General features: G+C 70.4%; 22 protein-coding genes and 1 pseudogene. 14 read left to right on the forward strand and 9 right to left on the reverse strand.

Annotated features, from left to right (window positions below; all coding sequences use genetic code 11):
- Window positions 1–374: 374 nt before the first annotated feature.
- Window positions 375–923: a TetR/AcrR family transcriptional regulator gene (locus tag ACFVZW_RS00560; RefSeq protein ID WP_384514595.1), complete on the reverse strand. Its 549-nt coding sequence runs from the start codon at window positions 921–923 to the stop codon at window positions 375–377.
- A gap of 1,012 nt (window positions 924–1,935) precedes the next feature.
- A complete protein-coding gene (locus tag ACFVZW_RS00565; RefSeq protein WP_384514598.1) occupies window positions 1,936–3,312 on the reverse strand; it encodes an MFS transporter in 1,377 nt (458 codons plus the stop codon).
- Window positions 3,313–3,383: 71 nt separating this feature from the next.
- Here ACFVZW_RS00565 and ACFVZW_RS00570 point away from each other — a divergent pair, with 71 nt between their 5' ends.
- Window positions 3,384–4,373, forward strand: coding sequence for a GlxA family transcriptional regulator (locus ACFVZW_RS00570; RefSeq protein ID WP_384514601.1), 990 nt, complete (start codon window positions 3,384–3,386; stop codon window positions 4,371–4,373).
- Between the two features lie 177 nt (window positions 4,374–4,550).
- A complete protein-coding gene (locus tag ACFVZW_RS00575) occupies window positions 4,551–5,096 on the forward strand; it encodes an MOSC domain-containing protein (RefSeq protein ID WP_384514604.1) in 546 nt (181 codons plus the stop codon).
- Between the two features lie 82 nt (window positions 5,097–5,178).
- Here the strand turns inward: ACFVZW_RS00575 and ACFVZW_RS00580 are convergent, their stop codons facing one another.
- Complete coding sequence (locus ACFVZW_RS00580) at window positions 5,179–5,649, reverse strand: HEAT repeat domain-containing protein (RefSeq protein ID WP_384514607.1); 471 nt, start codon at window positions 5,647–5,649, stop codon at window positions 5,179–5,181.
- Window positions 5,650–5,945: 296 nt separating this feature from the next.
- On the opposite strand from ACFVZW_RS00580, the gene ACFVZW_RS00585 reads away from it, so the two are divergent.
- Window positions 5,946–7,334, forward strand: coding sequence for an FAD-binding protein (locus ACFVZW_RS00585; RefSeq protein ID WP_384514610.1), 1,389 nt, complete (start codon window positions 5,946–5,948; stop codon window positions 7,332–7,334).
- Window positions 7,335–7,797: 463 nt separating this feature from the next.
- Here the strand turns inward: ACFVZW_RS00585 and ACFVZW_RS00590 are convergent, their stop codons facing one another.
- Window positions 7,798–8,529 (reverse strand): TioE family transcriptional regulator, encoded by a 732-nt coding sequence (locus tag ACFVZW_RS00590; RefSeq protein ID WP_384514613.1) that lies wholly within the window; start codon window positions 8,527–8,529, stop codon window positions 7,798–7,800.
- A 58-nt stretch (window positions 8,530–8,587) separates the two neighbouring features.
- On the opposite strand from ACFVZW_RS00590, the gene ACFVZW_RS00595 reads away from it, so the two are divergent.
- Window positions 8,588–9,790: an erythromycin esterase family protein gene (locus ACFVZW_RS00595; RefSeq protein ID WP_384514616.1), complete on the forward strand. Its 1,203-nt coding sequence runs from the start codon at window positions 8,588–8,590 to the stop codon at window positions 9,788–9,790.
- On the opposite strand, the gene ACFVZW_RS00600 is transcribed toward ACFVZW_RS00595, so the two are convergent.
- Entirely contained in the window at window positions 9,787–12,225 is a 2,439-nt protein-coding gene (locus tag ACFVZW_RS00600; RefSeq protein WP_384514619.1) for a PEP/pyruvate-binding domain-containing protein, read from the reverse strand. The two genes, ACFVZW_RS00595 and ACFVZW_RS00600, sit on opposite strands and share 4 nt — an antisense overlap.
- 73 nt (window positions 12,226–12,298) lie before the next feature.
- Between ACFVZW_RS00600 and ACFVZW_RS00605 the strand changes: the two genes are divergently transcribed.
- Window positions 12,299–12,874, forward strand: coding sequence for a TetR/AcrR family transcriptional regulator (locus tag ACFVZW_RS00605; RefSeq protein WP_384514622.1), 576 nt, complete (start codon window positions 12,299–12,301; stop codon window positions 12,872–12,874).
- A 230-nt stretch (window positions 12,875–13,104) separates the two neighbouring features.
- Window positions 13,105–13,569, forward strand: a complete 465-nt coding sequence (locus ACFVZW_RS00610) for a hypothetical protein (RefSeq protein ID WP_384514625.1) — start codon at window positions 13,105–13,107, stop codon at window positions 13,567–13,569.
- 42 nt (window positions 13,570–13,611) lie between these two features.
- Here ACFVZW_RS00610 and ACFVZW_RS00615 read toward each other — a convergent pair whose 3' ends face one another.
- A complete protein-coding gene (locus tag ACFVZW_RS00615; RefSeq protein ID WP_384514628.1) occupies window positions 13,612–14,874 on the reverse strand; it encodes a HEAT repeat domain-containing protein in 1,263 nt (420 codons plus the stop codon).
- A gap of 59 nt (window positions 14,875–14,933) precedes the next feature.
- Between ACFVZW_RS00615 and ACFVZW_RS00620 the strand changes: the two genes are divergently transcribed.
- Both ACFVZW_RS00620 and ACFVZW_RS00625 read left to right on the forward strand, forming a co-directional pair.
- Complete coding sequence (locus ACFVZW_RS00620; protein ID WP_384514631.1) at window positions 14,934–15,362, forward strand: GNAT family N-acetyltransferase; 429 nt, start codon at window positions 14,934–14,936, stop codon at window positions 15,360–15,362.
- 24 nt (window positions 15,363–15,386) lie between these two features.
- Window positions 15,387–15,493 (forward strand): annotated as a pseudogene (locus ACFVZW_RS00625) (IS5/IS1182 family transposase); the annotation flags it as partial.
- Here the strand turns inward: ACFVZW_RS00625 and ACFVZW_RS00630 are convergent.
- On the reverse strand, window positions 15,494–15,838 hold the full coding sequence (locus ACFVZW_RS00630) for a hypothetical protein (RefSeq protein ID WP_384514634.1): 345 nt from the start codon (window positions 15,836–15,838) through the stop codon (window positions 15,494–15,496).
- A gap of 140 nt (window positions 15,839–15,978) precedes the next feature.
- Between ACFVZW_RS00630 and ACFVZW_RS00635 the strand changes: the two genes are divergently transcribed.
- A complete protein-coding gene (locus tag ACFVZW_RS00635) occupies window positions 15,979–16,719 on the forward strand; it encodes a VOC family protein (RefSeq protein ID WP_384514637.1) in 741 nt (246 codons plus the stop codon).
- Window positions 16,720–16,777: 58 nt separating this feature from the next.
- On the opposite strand, the gene ACFVZW_RS00640 is transcribed toward ACFVZW_RS00635, so the two are convergent.
- Both ACFVZW_RS00640 and ACFVZW_RS00645 read right to left on the reverse strand, forming a co-directional pair.
- A complete protein-coding gene (locus tag ACFVZW_RS00640) occupies window positions 16,778–17,041 on the reverse strand; it encodes a hypothetical protein (RefSeq protein ID WP_384514639.1) in 264 nt (87 codons plus the stop codon).
- 338 nt (window positions 17,042–17,379) lie between these two features.
- Window positions 17,380–17,793: an SSI family serine proteinase inhibitor gene (locus ACFVZW_RS00645; RefSeq protein ID WP_384514642.1), complete on the reverse strand. Its 414-nt coding sequence runs from the start codon at window positions 17,791–17,793 to the stop codon at window positions 17,380–17,382.
- Window positions 17,794–18,106: 313 nt separating this feature from the next.
- Here ACFVZW_RS00645 and ACFVZW_RS00650 point away from each other — a divergent pair, with 313 nt between their 5' ends.
- The 5 genes from ACFVZW_RS00650 (at window position 18,107) to ACFVZW_RS00670 (ending at window position 24,134) form a co-directional block, all read left to right on the forward strand.
- Window positions 18,107–18,358, forward strand: coding sequence for a hypothetical protein (locus tag ACFVZW_RS00650; RefSeq protein ID WP_384514645.1), 252 nt, complete (start codon window positions 18,107–18,109; stop codon window positions 18,356–18,358).
- Between the two features lie 344 nt (window positions 18,359–18,702).
- Window positions 18,703–19,245: a GNAT family N-acetyltransferase gene (locus tag ACFVZW_RS00655; RefSeq protein ID WP_384514648.1), complete on the forward strand. Its 543-nt coding sequence runs from the start codon at window positions 18,703–18,705 to the stop codon at window positions 19,243–19,245.
- Between the two features lie 1,017 nt (window positions 19,246–20,262).
- Window positions 20,263–21,294, forward strand: coding sequence for a hypothetical protein (locus ACFVZW_RS00660; RefSeq protein WP_384514651.1), 1,032 nt, complete (start codon window positions 20,263–20,265; stop codon window positions 21,292–21,294).
- 32 nt (window positions 21,295–21,326) lie between these two features.
- Window positions 21,327–22,598: an FAD-dependent monooxygenase gene (locus ACFVZW_RS00665; protein ID WP_384514653.1), complete on the forward strand. Its 1,272-nt coding sequence runs from the start codon at window positions 21,327–21,329 to the stop codon at window positions 22,596–22,598.
- Window positions 22,599–22,712: 114 nt separating this feature from the next.
- Window positions 22,713–24,134, forward strand: coding sequence for an MFS transporter (locus tag ACFVZW_RS00670; RefSeq protein WP_384514656.1), 1,422 nt, complete (start codon window positions 22,713–22,715; stop codon window positions 24,132–24,134).
- Window positions 24,135–24,138: the final 4 nt, after the last annotated feature.

Genomic DNA, 24,138 nt, shown 5'->3' on the forward strand with positions numbered 1-24,138 from the left:
CCCTGCCTGGTGACGCTGGATCAGCTCCAGATACGGCGATCATTTCCAGGACGGCTTGGACGGGGGCGAGCACCCCCGCGACTCTGCCTGCCCATCCGGCCAAGCCGGCCGCAGAGTTGCCGGTACGGCGGGCCCAGTCGAGCAGTCCGGATCCGATGACCACGAGGCCGACGCCTGCCACACCGTGAACAAGCAATGCTGGGCCGCCGCCTGGAACGGCCGGCCGGCATACGCGTTCGTGATCGCGACCTGCGTGTCACCGACTTCGGGTGTGGCTCCCCATGCGATCGCGAGCCCGAGCATCCATGCCGCGGCGTGTGTGTATCCGGCGGCACGGGTGGTGAAGCCGTTGGGAGGCCTTTCGGCGGCCGTGGTCATGCCGTCCCTCCCCGGGTCTTGTGTCGGAGCGCTTGGGCGAACGCATCGCAGCCGGTACGCCATGCGGCGTCCAGGTCCGCGCCGGACGGGAAGCGGCCGTCGAGTTCGAGCACGACCATGCCGTGCGCGAAGGCCCAGAACGAGCGCGCGATGTCGATGTCGCCGTCCACCGCGTGGGCGAGCGGCGCCGCCGCGCGATCCTCGAGTCCGTCGGGGAGAGCGGTGCGGACGAGCGGCTGCGTGTGGGTGACGCGGTACAGGTGCGGGCCGGCGAGAGCGTGCCGTCGGTAGGCGCGGGCGAGTACGAGGAGGGGCGGTTCGACGCCGATCTCGGCTTCGGCGGCCTCCAGTTCCTCCGCCAACTCGGTCATTCCCTGGACCTGGAGCCCCGCCTCGACGGCGGCCTTGTCAGGGAAGTGCTTGTACAAGGAAGGCGCCCGGATGCCGACACGCTCGGCGATGCGCCGCATCGACAACGCCTCCGGCCCCTCGGCGTCGAGCAACTCACGGGCAGCGGCCATGATCTGCCGCGCGCGGTCAGCCACGTCGGGCCGTCCGCGTGCTTGCCATTCCGATACGCCGTCCGGCCGCGGAAGCCGCGACGCGAACACCGGCCGGGGCGGGGAAGGCGCCGTGCCTGGGACGCCGGAATCCCGACGCGTGCTTCGTGTACTTCGCAGGGCTTCGTAGGAAGGGGTCCGGTCCAGCGAGGCGAACGGGCGCGGCGACGTTCGGCGGACCGTGTGGGGTGCTGCCGGCTGTGGCGGTGTTCACTGCGGCCCTCTCGCGGTGTGACTGACCAACTTGGCTAACGGTGTTAGCTGCGAGGCGTAACGCTAAGGCTAACGGTGTTAGCCGTCAAGGTGGAGGGGCGTCGAGATCCGAACCGCGAGGTGTGAACACCCGGGTCGATTCAGGGAACTGAGTGAGCGTCACGGCGGTGTCTCGCGCGGCCTCGGCGATCCGGATGCGTGCCTTGGGCGAAGGTGAGGCCGGCTCTCGCGGCCTCGTCGAGCATGACCGAGCCCTACGCCATCGAGGCGGCGGGCGGCAGTGCCCGAGCGGCCGACGCCCTTGAACTCGGCGTCGGCCGCTTTCGGTTTGATCCGGGAACCGGCGGACAGCTCGACGGTCACTTCGACGGATCCGGGGCTGCTGAGGAGTCGGTGCTTCGCCGCCCAGGCTTCGAACTGCAGGAGATCTGCGCCGTATGCGCCGGACCGTCCGGGCCGTCGGAGCGTCCGGGTCGTCCGGGTCGTCCGGGCCGTATGCGCCGGACCGTCCGGGCCGTCGGAGCGTCCGGGTCATCCGGGTCGTCCGAGCCGTCAGGAACGACGGGAGCGTCGGGGGTGTCCAGGCTGTCCGGACTGGCCGGGCTGTTCAGGCCGTCGGGTCGTCCGGGCCGTCCGAGCCGTCAGGAACGACGGGAGCGTCGGGGGCGTCCAGGCTGTCCGGACCGTCCGGGCTGTTCAGGCCGTCGGGTCGTCCGGGAAGTCCGGGCCGTAGGGCCGTCAGGGCCGGACGGGACCGTCCAGGCGTCCGGACCGGCCGGGCTGTTCAGGCCGTCGGACCGTCCGAGCCGTCCCGGCCGACCGGGCCGTCCCGGCCTTCCGGCGCTCCCGGTCCGCCGGTGTCCGCAGGGGTAGCGCGGTGCAGGGTTCGGATCGCCGGGATCGCGAACAGCGCCACGCAGCCCGCCAGGCAGGTGCCGGCCGACACCAGCAGCAGCCGCCCCGGGGAGGTCAGTGCGGTGGCGGGCCCCGCCAGTATCTGGCCGAGCGCGATCCCGGACACCGAGCCGGCCAGCTCGTACGCGGTGACCCGGTTGAGCACCGCCGGTGGCGTGTGGGTCTGCACGCTGGTCGCCCACATCACCGACCAGAACGCCAAGGCGCCGCCGCCGAGCGCGTGGCAGGCCAGCAGCACCGGCAGGTCGGCGCCCAGCGCCACGCAGAGCGGCAGCACGGTGTACAGCACCATCGCCACCGCGCCGGCGGCCAGCGGTCGGGCCGGGCGCAGCCGCAGTGCCAGCAGGCCGCCGAGCACCGTTCCGACGCCAAGGGAGGAGACCACGAGACCGTAGGCGTTCGGGCCGAGGCGGGCGCCGATCAGTGTCGAGCTGAGCGGTACGAGCGGGCCGAAGAGCAGCACGCCGTACACGACCCAGATGAGGATCACCGCCCACATCCAGGTGCGTGCGCGGAACTCCTGCCAGCCCTGGCGCAGGTCGCGACGGAGTGAACTGCCGGTGCGGGCAGGGGAGTCGGCGCCGACCGGGGCGTCCGTGGCCGTCGCCGCCGGGGCGAGCCGGATCAGCGCGAGGCAAAGGGCGCTGAGCAGGAAGGTGCCGGCGTCGATCGCGTACACGGTCCCTGCGCTGGTCAGCGCGATCAGCAGCCCCGCCAAGGCCGGGCCGAGCAGATGGGCGAACGCGTCGGCCACCTTGAGCGTGGCATTGGCCCGCTGCGGCTCGCGGGCGACCAGCGGGACCATCCCGTTCACCCCCGGCAGGAACATCGCCACGGCCGCTCCGGCCAGTGCCGCCATGGTCGCCAGCAGCCAGAACGGCGGCGAGCCGGCGAAGAACGCGGCAGCCAGCCCACCCTGGGTGAGCACCCGGACGAGGTCCGCGCCGACCATCATCCGGCGCGCGCCGAACCGGTCGGCGAACACCCCGCCGAACAGGACCAGGAGGACGAACGTCCCGGTCCAGATGCCGAGGACGAAGCCGACTCCGGAGATCCCGTACAGCGGGCCGACCGCGAGCGCGGCGGCGACCGGCATCATCGCGTCGCCGAGAAGCGAGACCGCGCGGGCGGTGAAGTAGAGCGTGAAGCGCCGATCCCACAGTGGTGGTCGGGCGGGAGGGGTGGTGGTCGGCGATTCGGTCCGGGCGGCGGTCTCGGTCTGGTTCTTCGTCTGCGCGGTGGTCACAGCACAGATGTTGGACTAGACCAATCAGTCAACCCAGTGTCCCGAACGACATGAAGGGGTACTTTCGCGCCATGACGCTTCGTTCGCTGCCGAAATCCCCGAAGCTGCACCGGGTCGTGGCCCTGCTGCAGCCCCCGCAGTCGACGTTCCCGCTGGCCTGCGCGACCGAGGTGTTCGGCTCCCACGGCCCGGCGATCCCCGCCCGCTACGCGTTCGAGGTCTGCACCGAGCGCCCCGGCCCGGTGCGCACTCAGGTCGGCTACGACATGCTGGTCACGACAGGCCTGGACGCGTTGGAGCGCGCGGACACCGTGCTGGTCCCAGGCTGGCAGCAACCGGTCGGCACCGAGGTGCCGTCGGCGGTGGTCACCGCGGTCCGCGCGGCACACGAGCGAGGCGCGCGGATCGTCGGCATCTGCTCGGGCGCGTTCGTGCTCGCCGCCGCCGGACTCCTCGACGGCCGACGGGCCGCGACCCACTGGGCCCGGGCCGCCGAGCTGGCCGCCCGGTTCCCGCAGGTCCGGGTCGACCCCGCGGTGCTGTACGTGGACCACGGCGACGTCGCCACCAGCGCCGGATCGGCGGCCGGCGTGGACCTCTGCCTGCACCTGGTGAGCGTCGACCAGGGTGCCGCGTACGCGATGCGGATCGCCCGGCAGATGGTGATGCCGCCACACCGCGAGGGCTGCCAGCTGCAGTATGCCGAACTGCCCACCTCCGGACCGGTCGCCGACTCGCTGGCCCCGCTCCTGGAGTGGCTGGCCGGACGCCTCGACCAGCCGGTCAGCGTCGCCGAGATGGCGGTCCACGCGCAGGTCTCGGCCCGCACGCTGACGCGGCGCTTCACCGAGCAGCTCGGCATCAGTCCCGGGCGATGGCTGTTGGACCGGCGGATCGCCGCCACCCGGGCGTTGCTGGAGGAGACCGACCTGTCCGTGGAAACCATCGCGCGCCGGGTCGGCCTCTCCTCGGCCGTCAACCTCCGCCGGCGCTTCCACGAGGCCCTGCGGACCACGCCTGCCGCGTACCGGCGCGCCTTCCGCGCGGAGAAAGCCGGGTAGGACCAAAGGCCGGGGGAGCGCCGGTTGGGCGCTCACGGCAGTCCCGATCGGTAGTACGTACGTCACTCGACGGTCGGCCGCCTGTGGAAGGTCGGGGTACTCGCCGCCCAGTCAGCCCGTGGCGGCCTCTAGGATCGGCCTGGCTGCAGGGTGGGAACAGGTGGGGTGGGGTGAGCGATGGCTGCCAAGGTCACGGCGGTGAGCTGCAACGGGACGTATTCGTTCAGCAAGCCCAATCGGGAGTCCGTCAGACTGCTTGCCGGGCTGGGGGTGGAAGGGGACGTTCACGCCGGTGAGACGATCCGCCATCAGTTCCGCATGACCTACGAGCCGGACCTTCCGAACCTGCGACAGGTCCACCTCATGCGCGAGGAACTCTTCGACGAGCTGGCGCTCAAGGGCTTCGAGGTCTCCGCCGGCCAGCTCGGCGAGAACATCACCACCCGCGGCGTGGACCTGCTCGGCCTTCCCACGGGCGCCCTGCTCCATCTCGGGGCGGACGCCGTGCTCGAGGTGACGGGGCTGCGAAACCCGTGCGCGAAGATCAACGACTTCCGTAAGGGCCTGCTCGGCGAGGTCTTCACCCTGGACCCCGACTCGGGAGAGTTCACCTTCAAGTCCGGCATCATGGCCGTGGTCCGCCACGGTGGAACCGTCTGCCCGCACGACCCGATAGAGGTCGAACTCCCGTCCACCCCTCACCACCCCTTGGAACGCGTCTAGGGGGACATTTCCTGGTGCGCTCGCCATCGTCTTCGGCGGCCCATGCAGGTACCTATACGGCCGAGTTGCTCAGACCCGGGAGCTAGACCGTCTCCCCCTGGGAGGACTTCCGACTCCAGCCCAGCTCGTGTATCCCATCCGCCGCCTCCCCGCGCACATCGGGGTGGGGGTGCTGGAGGAACCCCTCCAGGATGGGGAGCGCCGCTTGGTCGTGAGTCGAGCCCAAGATGCTCAGGACGTAGTCCAGGAGCAGCGGTTCGAAGCCATCCGCGCCGACAGCGAGCGGCTCCACCACCCGATAGGGAAGCTTGTAGTGCGTGGAGGCCGTGCAGACCGCGTGCAGTGCGGACTCTCGTACTGGGTGGCCCTCGTCGGAGAGCGCGACCGTGACGAGACGCTCGACGGCCCGTTCGGCATCGTCCTGCGTCAGGCGGCCCGTCTCCAGGACGTCGCTGACGGCATCGAGACGGGAACCCCGGTGGTCCGCGTCGGAGCCGTTCAGTTCCTTCCAGGCCGATTCGATCAATGCCGTAGGGCCCTGGTATCCGTCCACAGCCAAGAGCATAGGAGTCGGTCGCCGCGTCGCCCTCAGGGATAGGGGAGGCCAGGGCTGAGTGCCGAGCCCGGTAGGGCACTCGAGGAAGCGGGAGTGCGGATTGCTCGGGTGGTCGCACCGAACGGCACCAACTTGGTTATTTTGGCGCCCTTCTGGCACAGAGGTGATCACAATGTGAAGGAACTGTGCCAGTGTCCGGAGTGATTGACCATGCTGCGGGCCGGCGCCGCGCCGCCTTCGGTTCGCTCGTGAGTCGGAGGCAGCCCCTGTAGCCGAGTTGATCTGGAGTGAGCGTGACGCCTTCGCACCTTCCTGCCGCGCAACCGGACCCGACCGAAGCCGCCCACGGCGTCGGCACCGCCTTCGACGCGGTTCCCGCCCTGGACGGAGAGCTGCGCTTCGACCAAGCCGCCCTCGACGCGGCGTCCACCGACTTCGGCCACCTGGTCAGCCGCCCGCCCGCCGCGGTCCTCAGCCCCGGCTCGGCCGAGGACGTCGCCACGATGGTCCGCTACTGCCGGGAGCGCGGGCTGAAGGTCGCCGGACGGGGCCAGGGGCACTCCACCAACGGACAGGCCCAGGTGCCCTCCGGGCTCGTCATCGACCTCGGCTCGCTGGATTCGATCGAGATCCGCGAGGACACCGCCATAGTCCAGGCGGGGACGCGGTGGAGCACGCTGGTCCAGGCCACCCTGCCCATGGGCCTCACCCCGCCGGCCTTCACCGACTATCTCGAGCTCTCCGTGGGCGGCACGCTGTCGGCCGGAGGCCTGGGCGGGCAGATCAGCCGCCACGGCACGCAGGTCGACAACGTGCTCGAACTCCAGGTCGTCACCGGTGAGGGCGAGCTCACCACCTGCTCACCCACTGAGCGCCCCGACCTCTTCCGAGCCGTCCTCGGCGGCCTCGGACAGTGCGGGATCATCACCCGCGCCACCCTCTCCCTGGTCCCCGCGCCCCGCTCCGTACGGCACTACGTGATGCTCTTCGGGAGCGTCGCCACTCTCACCGCGCAGCAGGCCAAGCTGATCGAGGACGGACGGTTCGACTACCTCGTCGGACAGGTCCTGCCCACCCCGGACGGCTGGACGTACATGATCGAGGCCGCCACCTACGACGGGGCGCCTGCAGACGACGCCCGTCTCACGGGCGACCTGGAGCACATCTCGGTCGAGGTCCAGGACGTGCCCTACTTCGACTTCCTGAACCGGCTCGCCCCGGCGGTGCAAGCCTTCAAGTCCATGGGCGAGTGGACGCGGCCGCACCCCTGGTACGACAGCCTGCTCCCCGCGTCCACCGTGAACGCCGTCGTCACGGAGACGCTCTCCGGTCTCAAGGCTGGCGCTCTCGGCGTGAGCGCGGTCGTCCTGTTGTACCCCGTGCCCACCGCGCAGTGCCGCACCCCGCTCCCGGTCATGCCGGACGAGGAGCTCGTCTACCTCTTCTCCCTCCTCAAGACCGCCTCACCCGGGGCGGATTCCGCCGAGGAGATGGTCGCCGCGAACCGTAGCCAGTACGACGCCACCGTCGCCGCGGGCGGCTGCTGGTACCCGATCGGTTCCGTACCGCTGACCAGGGACGACTGGGTGCACCACTTCGGCCCCTTCTGGGCCGAACTCGAAGCCGCACGGCACCGTTACGACCCCGACGGTGTCCTCACGCCCGGTCAGCGCATCTTCTGACGCAGACGTAGCGGAGGCCGTCCGGAGCGTCCGTGTCCGGCACCGCGCGGTGCCGGACACAGACCCAGGTCGTACGGAGCGCGGTGCGGCCCGTAACGTACGCGCACGACCGGGGCGCTCCCGCAGGCGCCCGGCGAATCCAAGCGGTGGCTGGGTCAGCCGAGGTCTCGATCGCAGCCAGGGCGTCGCCGTCCGCAGCCGCCGCGCTCCGGTCGCCCCTGGCTCTGCTCACGCGAACCGGTTCTGGCTCGACTTCCGTGCCGATCAGCGCTCCGTTACGGCTGGACATCGAAGAGAGCGATGGAAGGTGGTGGCGGCACAAGTACCGCGCGAAGGCGGGCAATCACGGCCCGCCACTGCTTCCAGTCCTCCGGGTCGACCCAATTCGAGGCCGGCCCAGCCTCGTCGCCGGCAATGTGAGCACCGGCCCTCTCGCCACCGACACACCGCTCGGTGGCTCGCCCTATCCCCGGTCGCGGAGGTACGCCTCCAGTGCCGCGGCCCCCGACAGCATCGCCCGCCCGCGGGCGGACAGGCGGCCGTGCCAGTCGTGCAGTGCCGCCTCCAGCGGCTCCAGCCCGCCGGCTGTCCGCACCTGGGCGATCAGCGGGGCGATCTGCTCCAGCAGGTAGCCGCCGCGCCTGAGTTGGTGGGCCAGCCGGGCGTCCCGTACAGCGGCCTCGTCGTAGACGCGGTACCCGGTCAGCGGGTCACGGCGCGGGCGCACCAGCCCGGCGCGCTCCCATTTGCGCAGCGTCGCGGGCCGGATTCCGAGTTCTCCCGCCAGCGGCCCGATGAACGTGCCGCCAGACCCGGACACCGCGCCCGGCTCGGATGCCACCCCCGGCCCCAGGTCGCGGAGGGCGTTCTCCACGGCCTGGAGGGTCCGGCGGTCGTCGAGGAGCTGGGCGTGGCTCTCGTCGATGAGACGGAACGCCGCCTCGACCGCGCCCTCGTTCACCGCCCGCATGATCGACGTCGCCGTCTGATGGCCGTGGCCGGGCACCAGGGCGAGGAACGCGCGCAGGGCCCCCGCATGCAGCGGCGTGTAGGTGCGGTAGCCGTGGGGCGTGCGACCGGCGGCCGGGAGGACGCCGGCCTCCTCGTAGTTCCTGATCGCCTGCGTGGACAGACCGTGCTCGCGTGCCAGATCGACCGGCCTGAGCCGCTCCCCGCTTTGAGGGTTTCGCCCCATGATCCCCTCAGTGTCGTGCGAAAGTTTCAACCGTAAGTTCAACGATAGCGTTGAAGGCATGGCTACCGACATCAAAGACACCGTCCATGCCGTCGAGGCCGCCACCGTCATGGCGCTGCTCCCGAACCGGCCGCGGGTGCTCGCCCTGGGCGAGCCCACCCACGGCGAGGACACGCTGCTCGACGTGCGCAACGCGCTCTTCCGGCAGCTCGTCGAGGAGGAGGGCTACCGGACGATCACGATCGAGAGCGGCTGTCTGGCGGGCCTGATCGTGGACGACCACATCACCTCGGGCACGGGCACCCTCGACGAGGTCATGGAGCGCGGCTTCACCCACGGCTTCGGCGCGTCCGCGGCCAACCGCGAACTCGTGCGCTGGATGCGGGCGTACAACGACGGCCGGCCCGCATCCGAGCAGCTCCGCTTCGCCGGTTTCGACGGCCCGCTGGAGATCAGCGGCGCCGAAAGTCCCCGGCAGGCCCTCACCGCGCTCCACGACTACCTCGCGGCCGGCGTGGACGCGGACCTGCTCCCCTGCACCGCGGAAAGACTCGACCGCCTGCTCGGCGCCGACGGCCGATGGACCGATCCCGCCGCGATGATGGACCCGGCGCAGTCCTTCGGACAGTCGGCCGAGGCCACGGAACTGCGGTTGCTCGCCGACGATCTGGTGGCTCTGCTCGACGAGCAGACGCCGGGACTGATCACGCTGACCTCGCGGGAAGAATGGGACCGCGCGCGCCTGTACGGACGCACCGCCACCGGCCTGCTGCGCTACCACTTCTGGATGGCCGACACGTCACCGAGCCGTATGACGCGGCTGGTGGGCTTGCGGGGCCGGATGATGGCCGACAACCTCCTCGCCCTCGCCGAACGGGGCCCGGTGCTGGCCTTCGCCCACAACGGCCATCTCCAGCGCAACAAGAGCACGATGCGGCTGGGTGACTTGCGGCTGGAGTGGTGGAGCGCCGGCGCGCTCGTGAGCGCCCACCTGGGGGAGGCGTACGCGTTCCTGGCCATGGCCCTCGGCACGATCCGGCACCAGGGAGTGGACACCCCGCCGCCGGACACCGTCGAAGGACTCCTGTACGCACTCCCGGAGGACCGCCATCTCGCCGACGCTCCCCGCCTGGCCACCGCCCTCGGCGCCACGCGGCCCGCGCCCTGCGTATCCCCTTGGTTCGGCTACTCCCCGCTCGACCCGGCGCACCTGGTGGACAGCGACGGCATCGTGTTCGTCAAGGACGTCCCGCAGAGCTAGTGCTGTTCGAGGCTGACCGTGCCCGCCGCGCCGTCGACCGTGATCAGCTGCCCGGTACGGATGTGCCGCGTGGCGCCCGGGACGCAGATGACGGCGGGGATGCCGTACTCCCGGGCGACCGTCGGCCCGTGGGCCATCACCGCGCCGGTCTCGGTGACGAGCCCGCCGGCGGTGAGGAAGAGCGGGGTCCAGCCCGGATCGGTCGTCGGCGCGACGAGGATCTCGCCCGGTTCGACCGTCGCGCTCGCCGGGTCGCGGACCACGCGGGCGCGTCCCGTGACGCGTCCGGACGCCGCGCCCATGCCCACGAGCGTGCGACCGTCGGACTGCCGCGCCGGCAGCAAGGTCTCCACATCGGTTCCGTCGGAGAGCAGGGCCACCGGGACGGTCCTGCGGTGCAGCTCCCTCGCGTACTCCGCGCGGCGCCCCGCCACCGTCGCGTGCGGCACGTGACCGTCCCGCACGACCGTGCGCAACTCGGGCAGCGTGAGGAACATGACGTCCTCGGCGCGTTCGACCAGGTCCTTCGCCTGTAGTTCGGCGCCGATCAGGAGGAGGCGTCGCCGCCGGTCGCGCAAGGAGTAGAGGCCGGCGAACTTGCCCGCCTCGCGCAATCCGGTCAGCTCCCGGCAGCGGCGCAGGAAGAAGCCGGCGAGCCGGCCGCGCAGGGCATGCTTGTCGCATGCCCGGCGCGTGAGTTCGGCGAGCATCTCCTCGGCTTTGCCCGCGGCGCGCTGGAACCGCAGGTCCGGGGCCTGCTCAGGGTCGGTGACCCGCAGGCAGTTGGCGAGCATCGCGAAGACGGGTGCGGGGTTCTCCGACCAGCGTGGCACACCGACGTCGACCTCCGCGGCGGACCTGGTGCCGTACTGGTCGAGGAACGCGTCCAGGCCGAACTCGGGCAACTCGCCCGTGAGTTGTGCGGAGGAGAGCTCCTGCGGCGACGTGTTCAGGAGCATCTCGCGGTACGGCTCGGCCCGCCGAGCCACCTGCCACAGGGCGAGATCCATCTCGATCGTGACGTTGTACGGCATACCGCCGAGCACCGTGCGGATCTCGTCCTCGCTCGCGACCTCCTTGAGGAGCGGCGGAAGTGCCGCGGAGACCACGAGCGCGCTGGCGACCGGCCAGATGATCGCATCGGCGCGCATCCCCGACTCCGCGTCGTCCTCGAGCAGTTCGAGGAGCTCCTCCGTCGAGGTCGGGTCGGTCACCGACTGCTGCCGCAGACGGTCGATCTCGCCGAAGACGCGGGCCCGTGCGGCCGCCGGGCGGGCCAGCGCGCCGAGGATGCCGACGGCTGCCTTCGGAGCGCTCTTCAGTGCGGCCGCGCTGCGTCGCCGGGCACCCTTCTGCGGGGCGAATCGAGGATCGTCCAGAAGGTGTTCGACCACTTTCTGGGCGCGCGGCCCGAAGTCCACCGCCATCATCTTCACCAGACGCTTCCGTGTCGACGGGTCGCGCATCGCCTCGGTCAGGTCGCCGTAGAGCCGCCCGCCGATGTCGACGACCTCGACCCTGAGGCCGAAGGCGGCGAGCATCCCCGCGAGCACCGCCTGCAGCGTGGACATCCCCATGGGCGTGGCGGGCTGCAGCATTCCCTGCACATGGCCGAACTCGATGTACAGCCGAGGGCCGGGCTTGTCGCTGGGCGGAGGTGCCGGGAAGAGTGTGGTGATGGGCCGCGACTGGAGCAGCCACAGCGTGCCGTCACGGTCATAGGCCCACTCGATGTCCTGGGGCGCACCGAGCCGGGCCGCGACGCGCTCACCCACCTCGCGAAGCTCCCGCAGGCGGGCCGGGGTGAGGCATCCGCGCTCCCCGAGCTGCTCGCTGTCCCGGACGTACGCGGGATCCGAGCCGCCGAGGACGTAATGATCGGCCTCCACCGTGCCGTCCACGACCGCGGTGCCGAGGCCGGGGGCGGCGTCGACGACGGTGTCGCCGCGCGAGCCGGTGAGCGGGTTGGCGGTGAACAGTACGCCCGCGACCTCGGCGTCGACCATCGGCTGTACGACGACCGCCATCCATGTCGACTCGTGTGCGATCCCGTTGGCCTCGCGATATGCGACCGCACGCTCGGAGTGCAGTGAGTCCCAGCAGGCTCGGATGGCGTCGATCAGCGCATCGCCCCCCGTCACGCCGAGATAGGTGTCCTGCTGGCCGGCGAAGCTGGCGTACGGCAGGTCCTCGGCGGTGGCGCTGGAGCGGACCGCGACCGGTCCGCCGCCGAGCCGGTCGTAGGCCGCGAGCACCTCGGCCCGCGGAACCTCGCCGCTGCGGTGGGCCTCGGTCGTGACGCAGAAGCCGTCCGGCACGCGCTCGCCCATCGCGATCAGAGCGGCGAGGCCGGCGGCCTTCCCGCCCACCAGGTCTCGCTGCCCGTCATCGATCGCCGCCAGAGTGAGCACGCGCACCCTGTCCCTTTCCGCCATGCCGATCACCGTCTTTTCCAATACGACTGCAATGGATAAGGGAAACGATACAGGTGCAATGTAAAGTGCGTGTATGCCTCGCAAGGTCGACCACCGTGAACGCCGGGAGCTGCTCGCCGACGCGCTGATGCGGCTCGCCGCCACGCGCGGCCTGGAGGCCGTGAGCCTGCGGCACGTGGCGGCCGAGGCCGGAGTCTCGACCGGGATGGTGCAGCACTACTTCCGTACCAAGGACGAGATGATGTCGTTCGCCTTCGGCATGGTGATGGACCGGATCCGAGAACGCTCCATGGCCGCGGCGCTGCCGGAGTTCCCCCGCGGACTCGTCCGCGCCCTGCTCCTCCAGATCCTGCCCCTGGACGAGACGCGCCGGCTCGAGGGCCACGTCTCGCTCGCTTTCCTCGCGTACGCCACGGTGAAGCCGTCGATGGGCGCGGGACTGCGCGAGTCCGCCGCCGAGATGCGCACGTTCCTGGCGGACCAGGTGCGGGCGGCCGGAGTCGAGGGCGGTCCCCCCGAACGGGCGGCGACGGCTCTGCTCGCACTCGTCGACGGCCTCGGAATGCAGCTGCTCTCGGGGCAGTTCAGCGAGGCGGAGGCCGTTGCCACTCTGGACGCCCAACTCGAACTGATCTTCGGCGGGTCCTAGGCCGTCGCTATCGGATCTCGCCGGGCTCCGGAGGCGGTGCCGCCGAGATTGCGCCACAGCAGCGCCACGTGTGGATCGGCCAGGACCGGGGCGGATGGGCGCGCTGTCCGGTGGCCCTGCGTACGGCAGTTGGCGGCGGTGGCCCGTGAGCTGATCGAAGCTTCGTCGCATCGGGAACCAGGGCTCCCCGGCCGGACGTCGATCTGATCATGATTGCGAATGCTCAAGAGTTGGCCGAGGACTGGGAGTCGATCCGCCAGGGATACTTCCTGGGGGAGCACGACGAGACCCTGCTGGAGTGTGTGGAACAGCTCCGTCTGGCGCGGGCCGCTGTGCCGCGTGATCCGGATGTCACCGCGTTCTTCACGTTCGGGCTGGTGCTGATGTACGGCCATGCGGCGACGGAGGCCGAACCCAAGGCCGCGGACGAAGCCGCGGCGGCGCTGCTGGCCGCGGCCTCGGATCTGGCCGTCGCGAATCGGGCATGCGGGCACGAGACCCATCCGTGCGACGAAAGTGATGTCGACGGGCAACTGGAGTCCTTCGAGATGTTGCTGTCGTTGCTGGCCGGGGACTCGGAGTACGAGTGGGCGGACCTCGACTACCCCGACCGGGAACCGGAGGGAGAGTCCCGATGGCGTTGCTCGCACAACGTGGCGGGCTTCGCCAAGTGGGCAGCGGCGGCGATCCGCTGAGGGGACGATGAGGCCGGCGCCCTCGCGGGATCACCGGACGGTTCAGCGCGACTCGCCCGAGTAGGCACCCGCACACGCGATGGCCTCCTCGACCAGGCCGCGCAGTTCCTGGTCATGGAGAATCATCGGGTATCCCCCTTCCGCGGACAGGCGCCGCTCCGACTGCCGCACCGTCAGCAGCGCGGCGTGGATCGCCGGGCTGATCTCGCCCATCCGGATCAGGGTCCGGAGAGCCTCTCGGAAGGAGCCGAAGCTGTCACCGCCCTCGGCGATCGGCAGGACGAACTCCTCCAGCACCCGCATGCTTGGTTCGATCCGGCCCGTGATCTCCCAGAGCGTGATCGCCGCGGTGAGCCGGTGCCAGTGCGGGGCGTTCTCCATCGCGGACCGCACCCGGGCGGCGTAGGGCGCCGCGTCATGACCGAACGCGGCCAGGGCGCTGATCGGCCCGTACCCGGATTCTTCCGAGGCCGTGACCGCCTCGCCCACGAGCCGCAGAGCCGTCTCGCGGTCCTCGCCGATACGAGCGGCAGTCAAGGCCACCAAGGTGTGGCCGCCGGGGAAGTCCGGAACCTGGCAGGCGCGCAGTGCGGGTTCGGCCGAGGCGGCGGCCGGTCCCATCGCCGACAGCATCTCCATCACAGTGGTCGACGTCCAGGTGTCCGCCAGCAGCGGGATGAGATCGGGCAGGGCCGCCGGCAGTACGTCCTCGCCCCAGGCTTCCAGCACTTCGAGGAAGCTGCGGGTCGCATGACGTCGCGCCCCGCCCTGCCGGATCGTCTCCAGCATCGTGGGCAGCAGGAGGTCCGCATGCGCCCGCAGTGGGATCAGTACGTCCTTGCTGTCCGGCCGTCTCGGATCACCGACGACATAGGCCCGGCCCTGCTCCTCCTCCTGCGCGCGGAGCTGCTCGATCAGCCCCGGCAGCGCGCGTGGGTCATCGATCCGGGTCAGTGCCCACCGGGCGATCTCCCGGACGGTGCCGTCGAGGTACTCGTCCGCCTCGTCGTCGTCGAGCAGTTCGGCGAGCCGGTCGGCGAACGGAGCCGCCGCCGGGCCGATCGCCGCGAGAATGTTCGCCGCCCGTAGCCGCACGGCGCTGTCCGGATCGGTCAGCAGCCCGCCCGCGAGCGGCAGCAGGGCGGCCTCCGCGGAACGCCTCTCGGTGAGGATGCGCCACGCCACGTCCAGTGCTTCCCGGCACAGCAGAGCGTCTCCTGAGCGTTGCGCCGTCTCGACCAGCGTCACGGTGAAGGAGAGTTCCGCATCGGGATCGTGCCTGAGCAGCCAGACCGTCGACCACACCAGGTCCTCGCGGGTCCAGGGGCCGTCGGAGGCCGGGGCGTACCAGACCTCTTCGAACCGTGGCCCAACCGGCCGAGTTCTTCACCCCGGAGGGCCAGGAGGAGCGGATCGACAGCCTGCTGGCCGGATACCGCGCCGGCGTGGTCTGGCCGGGAGTGGTGCTCACGGACGACCAGGTGATCGGGCAGATCACCGTCGGAGGCATCCTGCCGCAGCCGCACCTGCGCCGCGGCTCCGTCGGATACTGGATCGCCAGCGTCGCCCAGAACCAAGGGCACGCCGGGCATGCCGTCGGGCTCGTACTCCAGGTGATGACGGACGAACTCGGGTTGCACCGCGCCGAGGCGTCCACCAACCTGGAGAATCTTGCGTCGCAACGGGTGCTGCGCCGCAACGGGTTCAACCCGTACGGCGTCGCCCACTCGTCGATCTTTCTCGACGGGAGCTGGCGGGACGGGCTGCTGTGGGAGCGGGTCCTCGGCGACTGAGGGACGTCCCGTAGATGCTCTCCGAGCCGCCTCAAGAACGCCCGGGCCGTTGCCACCCGCTACGACAAAAGGGCCTACGTCTTCCACGGCACCGTCACTGCGCTGCGGTCCGGTTATGGCTCAAGGCGTGATCAGCCCGCGTCCAGAGCGTCGGCCCGCTTCGTCAGGTCCGCTGCTATCTCGTCCCAGTCGGGGCCGAAGATCTGCAGGACCATGGCAGCCTCCCGCATCAGCTCGGGCTCGTCCGGCCGTTGCAACAGCACCAGTCGATACGAGAGGTTCCGAATCCAGACAGGCAGAATTCCGTCGACGTACTGCGGGCAGAGCTCGCGCAGCATGGCGAGGATCACGTCCGCATCAGCGAAGGTCAGCTCTTCGACGAAGTAGTGCTCCCGGTGTTCCCGGCCGCACTCCGGCGTCGGCCGATACTCGTCTCCGTAGAGACACCGGGCGTGCTCTGTCAGGGTCCTGTGCATGACCTGGAGCCTACGACGCCATGATCCGCCGGACAGAACCCAGGGGGTACTGGTGCTAGGACCGACACCGGATATGGATTCGGGGCGACGGCACCATGTGCAACGCAGGCTTTGCGGGCGGGCTGCATAGGATCGCCGGCATGGCACTGCGGCCTGTTCAGGTGAACATCAAGGCTCTTGACGGCTTGGCGGTCGGACGGTTCTGGGCGGAGGCGCTTGGCTGGAGTGCTTACAGTCCCGGCGTGACCACCTACGTCGGTCCCGTCGGCGGTCTCGTCTGGCCGGACCCGGTTGCCGTCGGCATCGACGTCGTTCCCGTCCCGGAACCCAAGACCGCAACGAAGAACCGTGTGCACCTCGATCTCGCCACCACCTCCGCGGCCCATCAGACGGAGTTGGTCGCGCGCCTTCAGGCTCTCGGTGCGACGCCCGTCGACGTGGGCCAGGGCGACGTGCCGTGGACGGTCCTCGCCGACCCGGAGGGCAACGAGTTCTGTGTGCTGGAGCCTCGGGAGACCTATCGGGATACCGGTCCGATCGCCGCGGTGGTGGTCGACTGTGTGGATCCCCGGGCCATGGCCCGGTTCTGGAGTGAGGCGCTGGACTGGAACCTGCACGAGGTGACCGACGATCACGCGGCGTTGCGCTCCGCCAAGGGTGTCGGCCCGTACCTCGAGTTCCTCCGCACGCCCGACGTGAAGACCGTGCCGGACCGCGTCCATCTCGACCTGCTGCCGTATCCCGGTGACGACAAGGCGGCGGAGGTGGCCCGGCTGCAGGCCCTCGGCGCCACCGACCTCGACCTCGGCCAGGGCGATGTCCCGTGGACGTGCCTGACCGACCCGGAGGGCCACGAGTTCTGCGTCCTCGCTCTGTCTTGACGCGGTGCGCGTCGTCCACGGCAGGCCGCGCCCGTGATCGCTCTCCACTTGGGGCTGGTCAGTGGCCGGTGACCCGCACGCGCAGGACGTAGGGGGTGCCCGTGCTGATCGCCTCGGCCTGCTCGCGTAGATCGGCCGGGGCGAAGCCGAGGAGCGCACGGTCGGCGGCCGCGCGCAGCAGGGGCAGGATCTCGCCCGGGAGTCGGCCGCGATGCGTCGCGGCCAGCTCGGCGAACGCCCGCTGATACGGAGATCCGTACGCGCTCGCGCTGTCGGCGAGGAGGTGATCCAGGTGCTGCCGGTCCACGCTGATCTCAGTCACGACCTGCTCCCGTGCGTCAGTGGCCGGCAAGACCCGGCCTCGTGCTTACGACGGTACGAGCGGGGTCTGACACTGGGCCCGGGCGCGCGCCGAGACCCTCCCGCGGGGAGGTCGGGAGGGGCTTGCGCGGCCCCGCCGGCTCGGGGCAGGCGGGGCCGTGTGCGATCCCGTCTCCGGGGGTGGACTGCGAGGACCGCGTACCGACACACTGCCACCGGGGGAGCCGGTGCAACAGGGTTGTGCATGAAAGAACCTGCGGCATATTCAGGCCCCGCGGTCCTCGTTGCGAGAGAGGAGGGCGATCGGCTCGGTCGCCCGCACTTCGCAGCGGAGGGCCATCAGCCGACGGTGTGTGGCAGTACGGGTTCGAACCTGGACCAGCGGGCGGTCTCGCATCCATCGGTCCGCTGGAACGCCGCGTTCACCGGCCGACCTGCCCACGTGCCCGTGAGGCGGGCGGTGGCCGGCCCTCCGTACTGCATCGTGCACGGGGTGTCCGGCGCCACCGGCGCGAAGGGGTCCCTACCCCAACCGGTCAGCTCGTCGAGCTTGTCGCAGGCGGCTCGCGGAGCGCGATGGGAGCCGCCTGCCGGGTGACAGCCGAGCTCGAACGTGCCGTCGGTGGCCGGGTCGCCGCTGTCGGCCACGGTCAGCGTGAGGTGGTCTTCGGGCGCCGGCGCGGCTGTGGCGGCAGCGCCCGTGGCGACGGCGGCGAGAGCCAAGGTGAGCGCGAGCCCGGCTGAACGCAGCATGGATACTCCAGTCACAGGGCTGGGTACGGCCGAGGCAACCGACCGGCGCCCAGCGGTGGTAACGGGTGCGGAAGCACCACCTGCTGATCAACCCTGGGCGCCTGAAGAAGTCACGCGCTGCACGCGGCGTCAGCGGCAGTGGTCGCCCCACGCGTCGGGCGAAGCGGGCCCCTCGACGGTGGTAGGCATTCCGTTCGTTGTCAGTCGATGCCTCAGAACTCGCGCCTGTGAGACCGGGCTTGCGCCCTTGTGCCCAGCCCGGTGTCCCGCCACCTTCGGAATGGACACCCGTGTCGATCACGAGGGGGACCTGTTGGCCAATCCGACCGCACCCGATCCCCAACCCTTCACCCTGTGGACCGGCCGCGCGCTGCTGCGCTGGGCGGTTCTCCTTCAACGCACCGTTGCCGGCCATGACCGCCGTCGAGCCCTTGTCGCCCGCCGGAACACCGCTATGCGCGCCGCGTACGAGCGGGGTGTGAACCGGGAGACGATCGCCCGCACGATCGGCCTGAGCCAGGCCCGTGTGGGCGAGGCGCTCCGCGGGGAACCCACCGTGGAGTAGCGGACCGCCACGGCCCCCGGCAGCGGCCACCTGGGGGCGAGTGCTTGGCCGCTCGCCCCTTCGTGCAGCTGGTGCCACTCACTTCATCGATCCGGCGGCGGGCGGTCGCGTGTGGGGCGAGGCCTGCCGGGGTCCGGACCCCCGCGCGTGATGTTCTGGTCGAACGTTCAGCCGTGCGACGTGGGGTCTCAGGCGGTGTGCACCTCGGCAGCGAGGGCTGGGGCGTACCAGCCGGGTCGGTCGGCATCGGAGCCGAAGGCTTCGCTCCCGCTCCGCTCGCGCAGTTCCGCCCCCAGAACCTATTTGGCTTGCCGTCGGCCGACCCGGTCGGATAGGAAGCTTGCATGCTTAGGGGTAGCAAGGTCGGGCTCAGGGCCCGACACGAGGACGACATTCCGGTCCTGCGGACCGAGCTCTATGACGACGTGGTGAACGCGTCGCGGGCCGAAGGCCGGCCGTGGCGGCCGATCACGCCCGGCTCGAAGGACTCGCGGCTCGTCGTGGACGACACGGAGCACGGGCACGTCCCGTTCTCCGTGATCGAGCTGGACGGTGGCACGCTGGTCGGCACGGCGACGCTGTGGGGCATCGACAACCACAGCCGGTCCGCGCACATCGGCTTGGGACTGCTGCCCGCCGCTCGTGGCAAGGGCTACGGCACCGACGTGGTCGCGGTGCTGTGTCACTACGGTTTCGTCGTACGCGGCCTGCAGCGGCTTCAGATCGAGACGCTGTCGGACAACGCCGCCATGCTGCGCTCCGCCGAGCGCAACGGCTTCGTCCGCGAGGGCGTGCTGCGCTCGTCGGCCTGGGTGCTGGGCGAGTTCATGGACGAGGTCCTGCTGGGGCTCCTGGCTCAGGAATGGAAGCCGGACCTGAAGGGCTAGGCGGCCGTCTCACGGCCAACGGCGGGCGGCACCTCAAGGTTGGGCTGCCGCCCCGCGGTCAACGGCGGGCGGTACCTCAAGGTTGGGCTGCCGCCCCGCGGTCAACGGCGGGCGGTACCTCAAGGCTGAGTTGCCGCCCCGCAGCCAATGGCGGGTTGCAGACAGTCCGCCGCCGCCCCACGGCCGAGGGCCGGCTGCGGACAGCCTGGCCCCCCGCGTACGGAAGCAAACGTTCGCGTTGCACATCGGCGGCGATCGCACACCGGCCGGATGAGCCGGCAGTGGCGGCATGCCGCACGAGGTGGTGGACCCTCTGAAGCGCACCCCTGGCGGCGGTCCTCATCGCGCTCCGGGTGTCTGATCGGACCTCCTTTCACCTCCACACCCTGACGACGCGGTGGAGCCGCAGAGCCATGCGGGTCCGGGGCTCGGGCTCCATCTGCGCCGTGCCGACCAGGCCCAGGCCCGCCCTGGTCGGCACGCCGCTCCTGCCCCCCCCACGATGCCGCTCCGTCCGCATCTCGACAGGGCACGACCAAATGCGCCTGGAGCGCCGTAATCGCGCCACGTCTCGGGTGACATCGGAGCCCTCCTCAGGGTGGCGTGCGCCGGTGGGAATCAGCCAGTGGAAACGCGCGCCGGGCGCATAGTCCGGATGCGGATGAATGTGATCCGAGCACGTACGGATGGGTCCGCGCAAGGGTCCGTGTCGCTTGCAATCATCGCCCTCTCGGGCGTGGCGTCGTGGAGCGCTGGGCGAGCGCGTGAAAAGTGCCTGGTCAGGGCGGCTTGATCTTCAATCGGGGCGTTGGTCGCCGCGGTTGCCGGCAACAAAATCAGGGTGACCCTCTTGCCAGACCGAGATCGTACGTGCTCGGATTAATCCCGTCGGCGGCGCTCCGGAGTGCCGCGCCCCGCGACGTCGGTCTCCTTTCGCATGGCTTGATCCATGCCCTCACTCGAATGCCCGAACCGGCGACCACCGTCTCACCAACCTCCCATCCCTAGGAGCGAGACATGTTCGACCTCACCTCTGTTGATCTGCTCGACGCGTTCACCCGGGAGTTGAAGCTGTGCAAGCTCACGCCCGACGAGCACGTCGTCGTCCTGTCCGAACCGAGCAGTCGTGGTGACTACGTCGCGGCCGCCTTCGGTGCGGCGAAGGCCTGTGGCGCGCACGTCATCGCCGCCACCGTGCCCGGCGGCAACCCCTCTCCCACCGACAGCACCCACACCGGCGCCGGTCCCGGCCTGACCGCCGTGCTGAACGACCGCACCGCGCAGGAGCTGCTCAAGGCCGCCGACCTCGTCGTCGACCTCACGCGGGAAGGCTTCATCCACGCCCCTCTCCAGCAGGAGATCCTGCGCACCGGAACCCGCATCCTCTTCGTCTGCGACGCACCGGACGTCCTCATCCGCAACCTGCCCAAGCCGGAGGACAAGGCCGAGGTCCTCAAGGGCGTCGAGCTGGTGAGGAGCGCCTCCATGATGAGGGTGACCTCCGAGGCCGGTACCGACCTGACCGTCGAACTGCCGGGCTCCAAGCCCGAGTTCCAGGTGGGCTTCGCCGACGACCCGGGCCGCTGGGACCACTGGCCGAGCACCATGGTGCTCTGCTGGCCGCAGTTCTCCGACGGGCGGATCGTGCTGGCCGAGGGCGACATCCTGCTGCCGTTCAAGGAGTACGTGCGCCAGCCGGTCACCCTCGAGATCGCGGGCGGGCGCATCGAGAAGGTCTCCGGCGGGGCCGAGGCCCATCTGCTGAACACGTTCTTCGACGACTCGAACGACGAATGGGCGCGCAGCCTGTCCCACATGGGATGGGGCCTCATGCGCACCGCGGACTGGTTCGCCACCGCCCTCTACGGCAAGGAAGAGCTGATGGGCATGGACGCGCGGGCGTTCGCCGGCAACTTCCTCTGGTCCACCGGGCCGCACCCCGTGCTCGGCCGCGAGTCGTACGCGCACCTCGACATCGCCATGCGGGGCTGCACCGTGTCCGTCGACGACCTGGACGTCGTCAGCGCGGGCCGACTCGTCGACTTCTGATCACGCCTGCCGCACCCGCATCTGGAGAACACATGGCATCCACCCAATCATTCGAAGCCGTCATCGTCGGAGGCGGGCTCGGCGGGATGACGGCCGCGCTGGCCCTGCGTCAGCGGGGCCTCGGCGTCACCGTGCTCGAACAGGCTCCGCAGTTCGGTGAGATCGGCGCCGGCATCCAGACGGCGCCCAACGCGAGCCGCATCCTGCTCGGCCTCGGACTGCGCAAGCAGCTGGAAGCCATCCACACCGAGCCCCAGGACCAGGTGCGGCGCAGGTGGAAGGACGGCAGCATCATCGGGCTGACCCAGCTCGGCGACGCCTGCAAGCAGCGCTACAACGCCCCGTACTGGCACTACCACCGCGCGGACCTGCACGGTGTCCTCACCGACGCCTGCGTCGACCCGGCCGGTCCCGGACCGGTCGTCGAACTGCACACCGGAAGCACCGTCACCGCACTGGACCGCGGCAACCCCCGCCGCCCGGCCGCGGTGACCGAGGACGGCCGACGCTTCGAAGCCGATGTGCTGATCGGCGCCGACGGCATCCGTTCCCGCGTCCGTGACCTCATGGGCCTCCCGGACACGCTGCAGTTCTCCGGCGAGATGGCCTTCCGAGCGCTGATCCCGGGCGACCTCATCGCCGCCGATCCGGCGACCCGATTCCTGATGGACCGCTTCCAGAGCACCATCTGGTACGGCCCCGAACGGCATCTGGTCCACTACATGATCCGCGGTGGCGAGTACCTCAACGTCGTCGGCTGTGTCCCGTGCACCGACGACGTAGCCGAGAAGTGGACCGCGCAAGCCGGCGCCGAGGAGCTCGTGAACGCCTATCCCGGCTGGGACGACCGCGTCGCGGCCATGCTGTCCAAGGCCAAGGACGACGTCATGAGCTTCGCCCTCTACCACCGCCGCCGTGACCCGGTCTGGGTGGACGGCCGCGTCGCCCTCCTGGGCGACGCCTGCCACGCCATGCTGCCCTACCAGGCGCAAGGCGCCTCCCAGGCCATGGAGGACGCCGCCGTCCTGGCCGAGGAACTGGGCCGAACCACCGTCGACGGCACCGAACTCGCGCTGCGCCGCTACGTCGACCGGCGCGCCAAGCACGCCGGCATGGTCCAGGACGCCTCGCTGCAGAACAAGACCTTCTACCACTATCCGGACGGCCCTCGTCAGGAGGCCCGCGACGAGCTGCTCAAGCGCGGCTTCGACGGGGAGTCCGACGTCTCCTACGACTGGTTGTGGAGCGGCACCCCGCTCAACGACCCGGATCTGGGCGCGTACGACTACCGATTCGCCTGCTGACCCGTCACGCCCGGGCCCTCCCTCCCCACAACCCCCCAGCCCCACCCCGCTCTTCCACCCCCGGTGTCCGCCCCGCGCGGGCGCGTCCCCCTCGAACACCCCCGTGGAGCGAACGTGAAGACAGGCGACCAGATTGTCCAGGACCTCCCATGGAGATGGGGAGTCCAAGGAAAGATCTTCATCATCGGCGGCCTCGGCTATCTCTTCGACGCCTACGACATCGCGCTCAACGGCTTCCTGATGCCGCTGCTGGGTGAGCACTTCGATCTGACGCTCTCCCAGCGCGGCCTCGTGGCCACCGCCAACCTGGTCGGTATGGCCCTGGGCGCCGTCGTCTGGGGCGCGGTCGCGGACCGCATCGGCCGCAAGAAGGCCTTCAGCGTCACCCTGCTGATCTTCGCGCTGTTCTCGGTGCTCGGCGCCTTCGCCCCGAACTACGCCGTCTTCCTGGCCCTGCGATTCGTCGCCGGCGTCGGACTCGGCGGCTGCATTCCCGTCGACTACGCCCTGGTGGCGGAGTTCTCACCGAGGAAGTACCGCGGGCGGGTCCTCACCGCGCTCGACGTGTGGTGGCCGATCGGCGTGACCCTGTGCGGTCTGGTGTCGACGATGATGCTGACACTCGACGACAACTGGCGATGGATGCTCGCCACGATGAGCCTCCCGGCGCTGCTGCTCTTCTGGGTGCGCCGGGGCATCCCGGAGTCGCCGGTCTACCTCAGCAAGAAGGGCAGGGAGGCCGAGGCCCGCGCCGTCATCGACGACCTGGTCGCCCGCACCGGAGCGCCGGTCGAGCCGTACGTCATCCCCGCCCCGGTGGAGGAGAGCGGGTCGAAGGGGCCTCGGGCCGCCTACGAACAGCTCCACGACGTATGGAGGTTCAGCCCGCGCATCACCTCCGCCGCCTGGCTGCTGTTCGCCAGCGTCATGCTCGTGTACTACGCGGCGCTGAGCTGGATGCCGTCGATCCTCAAGGAGCAGGGCCTCGGCGACACGGCCGCCTTCATGAGCACGACGCTGATGAGCGGCGTCGGCATCCTCGGAGTCGTGGTGTCCACCGCGCTGGTCGACGTGGTGGGCCGGAAATGGCTCATCGGGGTCACGGCCCCGCTCGCCGCGCTCGCCCTGGTGGCGTTCGCGCTGATGATGGACATGCCGACGGGATCCGTCGTCGCCATCGCCGTCTTCGGCCTCCTGATGCAGCTGACCATCCCGGCCATGTACGCCTATGTGTCCGAGCTGTACCCGACGCTGCTGCGGGCCAGCGGCTTCGGCTGGGCATCGTCGTTCAGCCGGGTGCTGACCGGCTTCGCCCCGCTGCTGTTCGGCTCGGTCATGTGGCCACTGCTGGGGCTGCCGCTCACCTTCGCCGTGCTCGCCCTGGCCGTCGTGGGGTCCGTCGTGTGGACGGCGGTCGCGGCCCCCGAGACCAAGGGACGAGCGCTCGACGACGACGCCGAGGACATCGCCGAGGGCCCTTCGGGACCCGAGCGGGTCGACGTCCCGGTACCGGCACCCGGTCGGGCGGTGCGCTGAGGGC

The sequence above is a fragment of the Streptomyces sp. NPDC059567 genome (assembly GCF_042735655.1).
Lineage (GTDB): Bacteria > Actinomycetota > Actinomycetes > Streptomycetales > Streptomycetaceae > Streptomyces.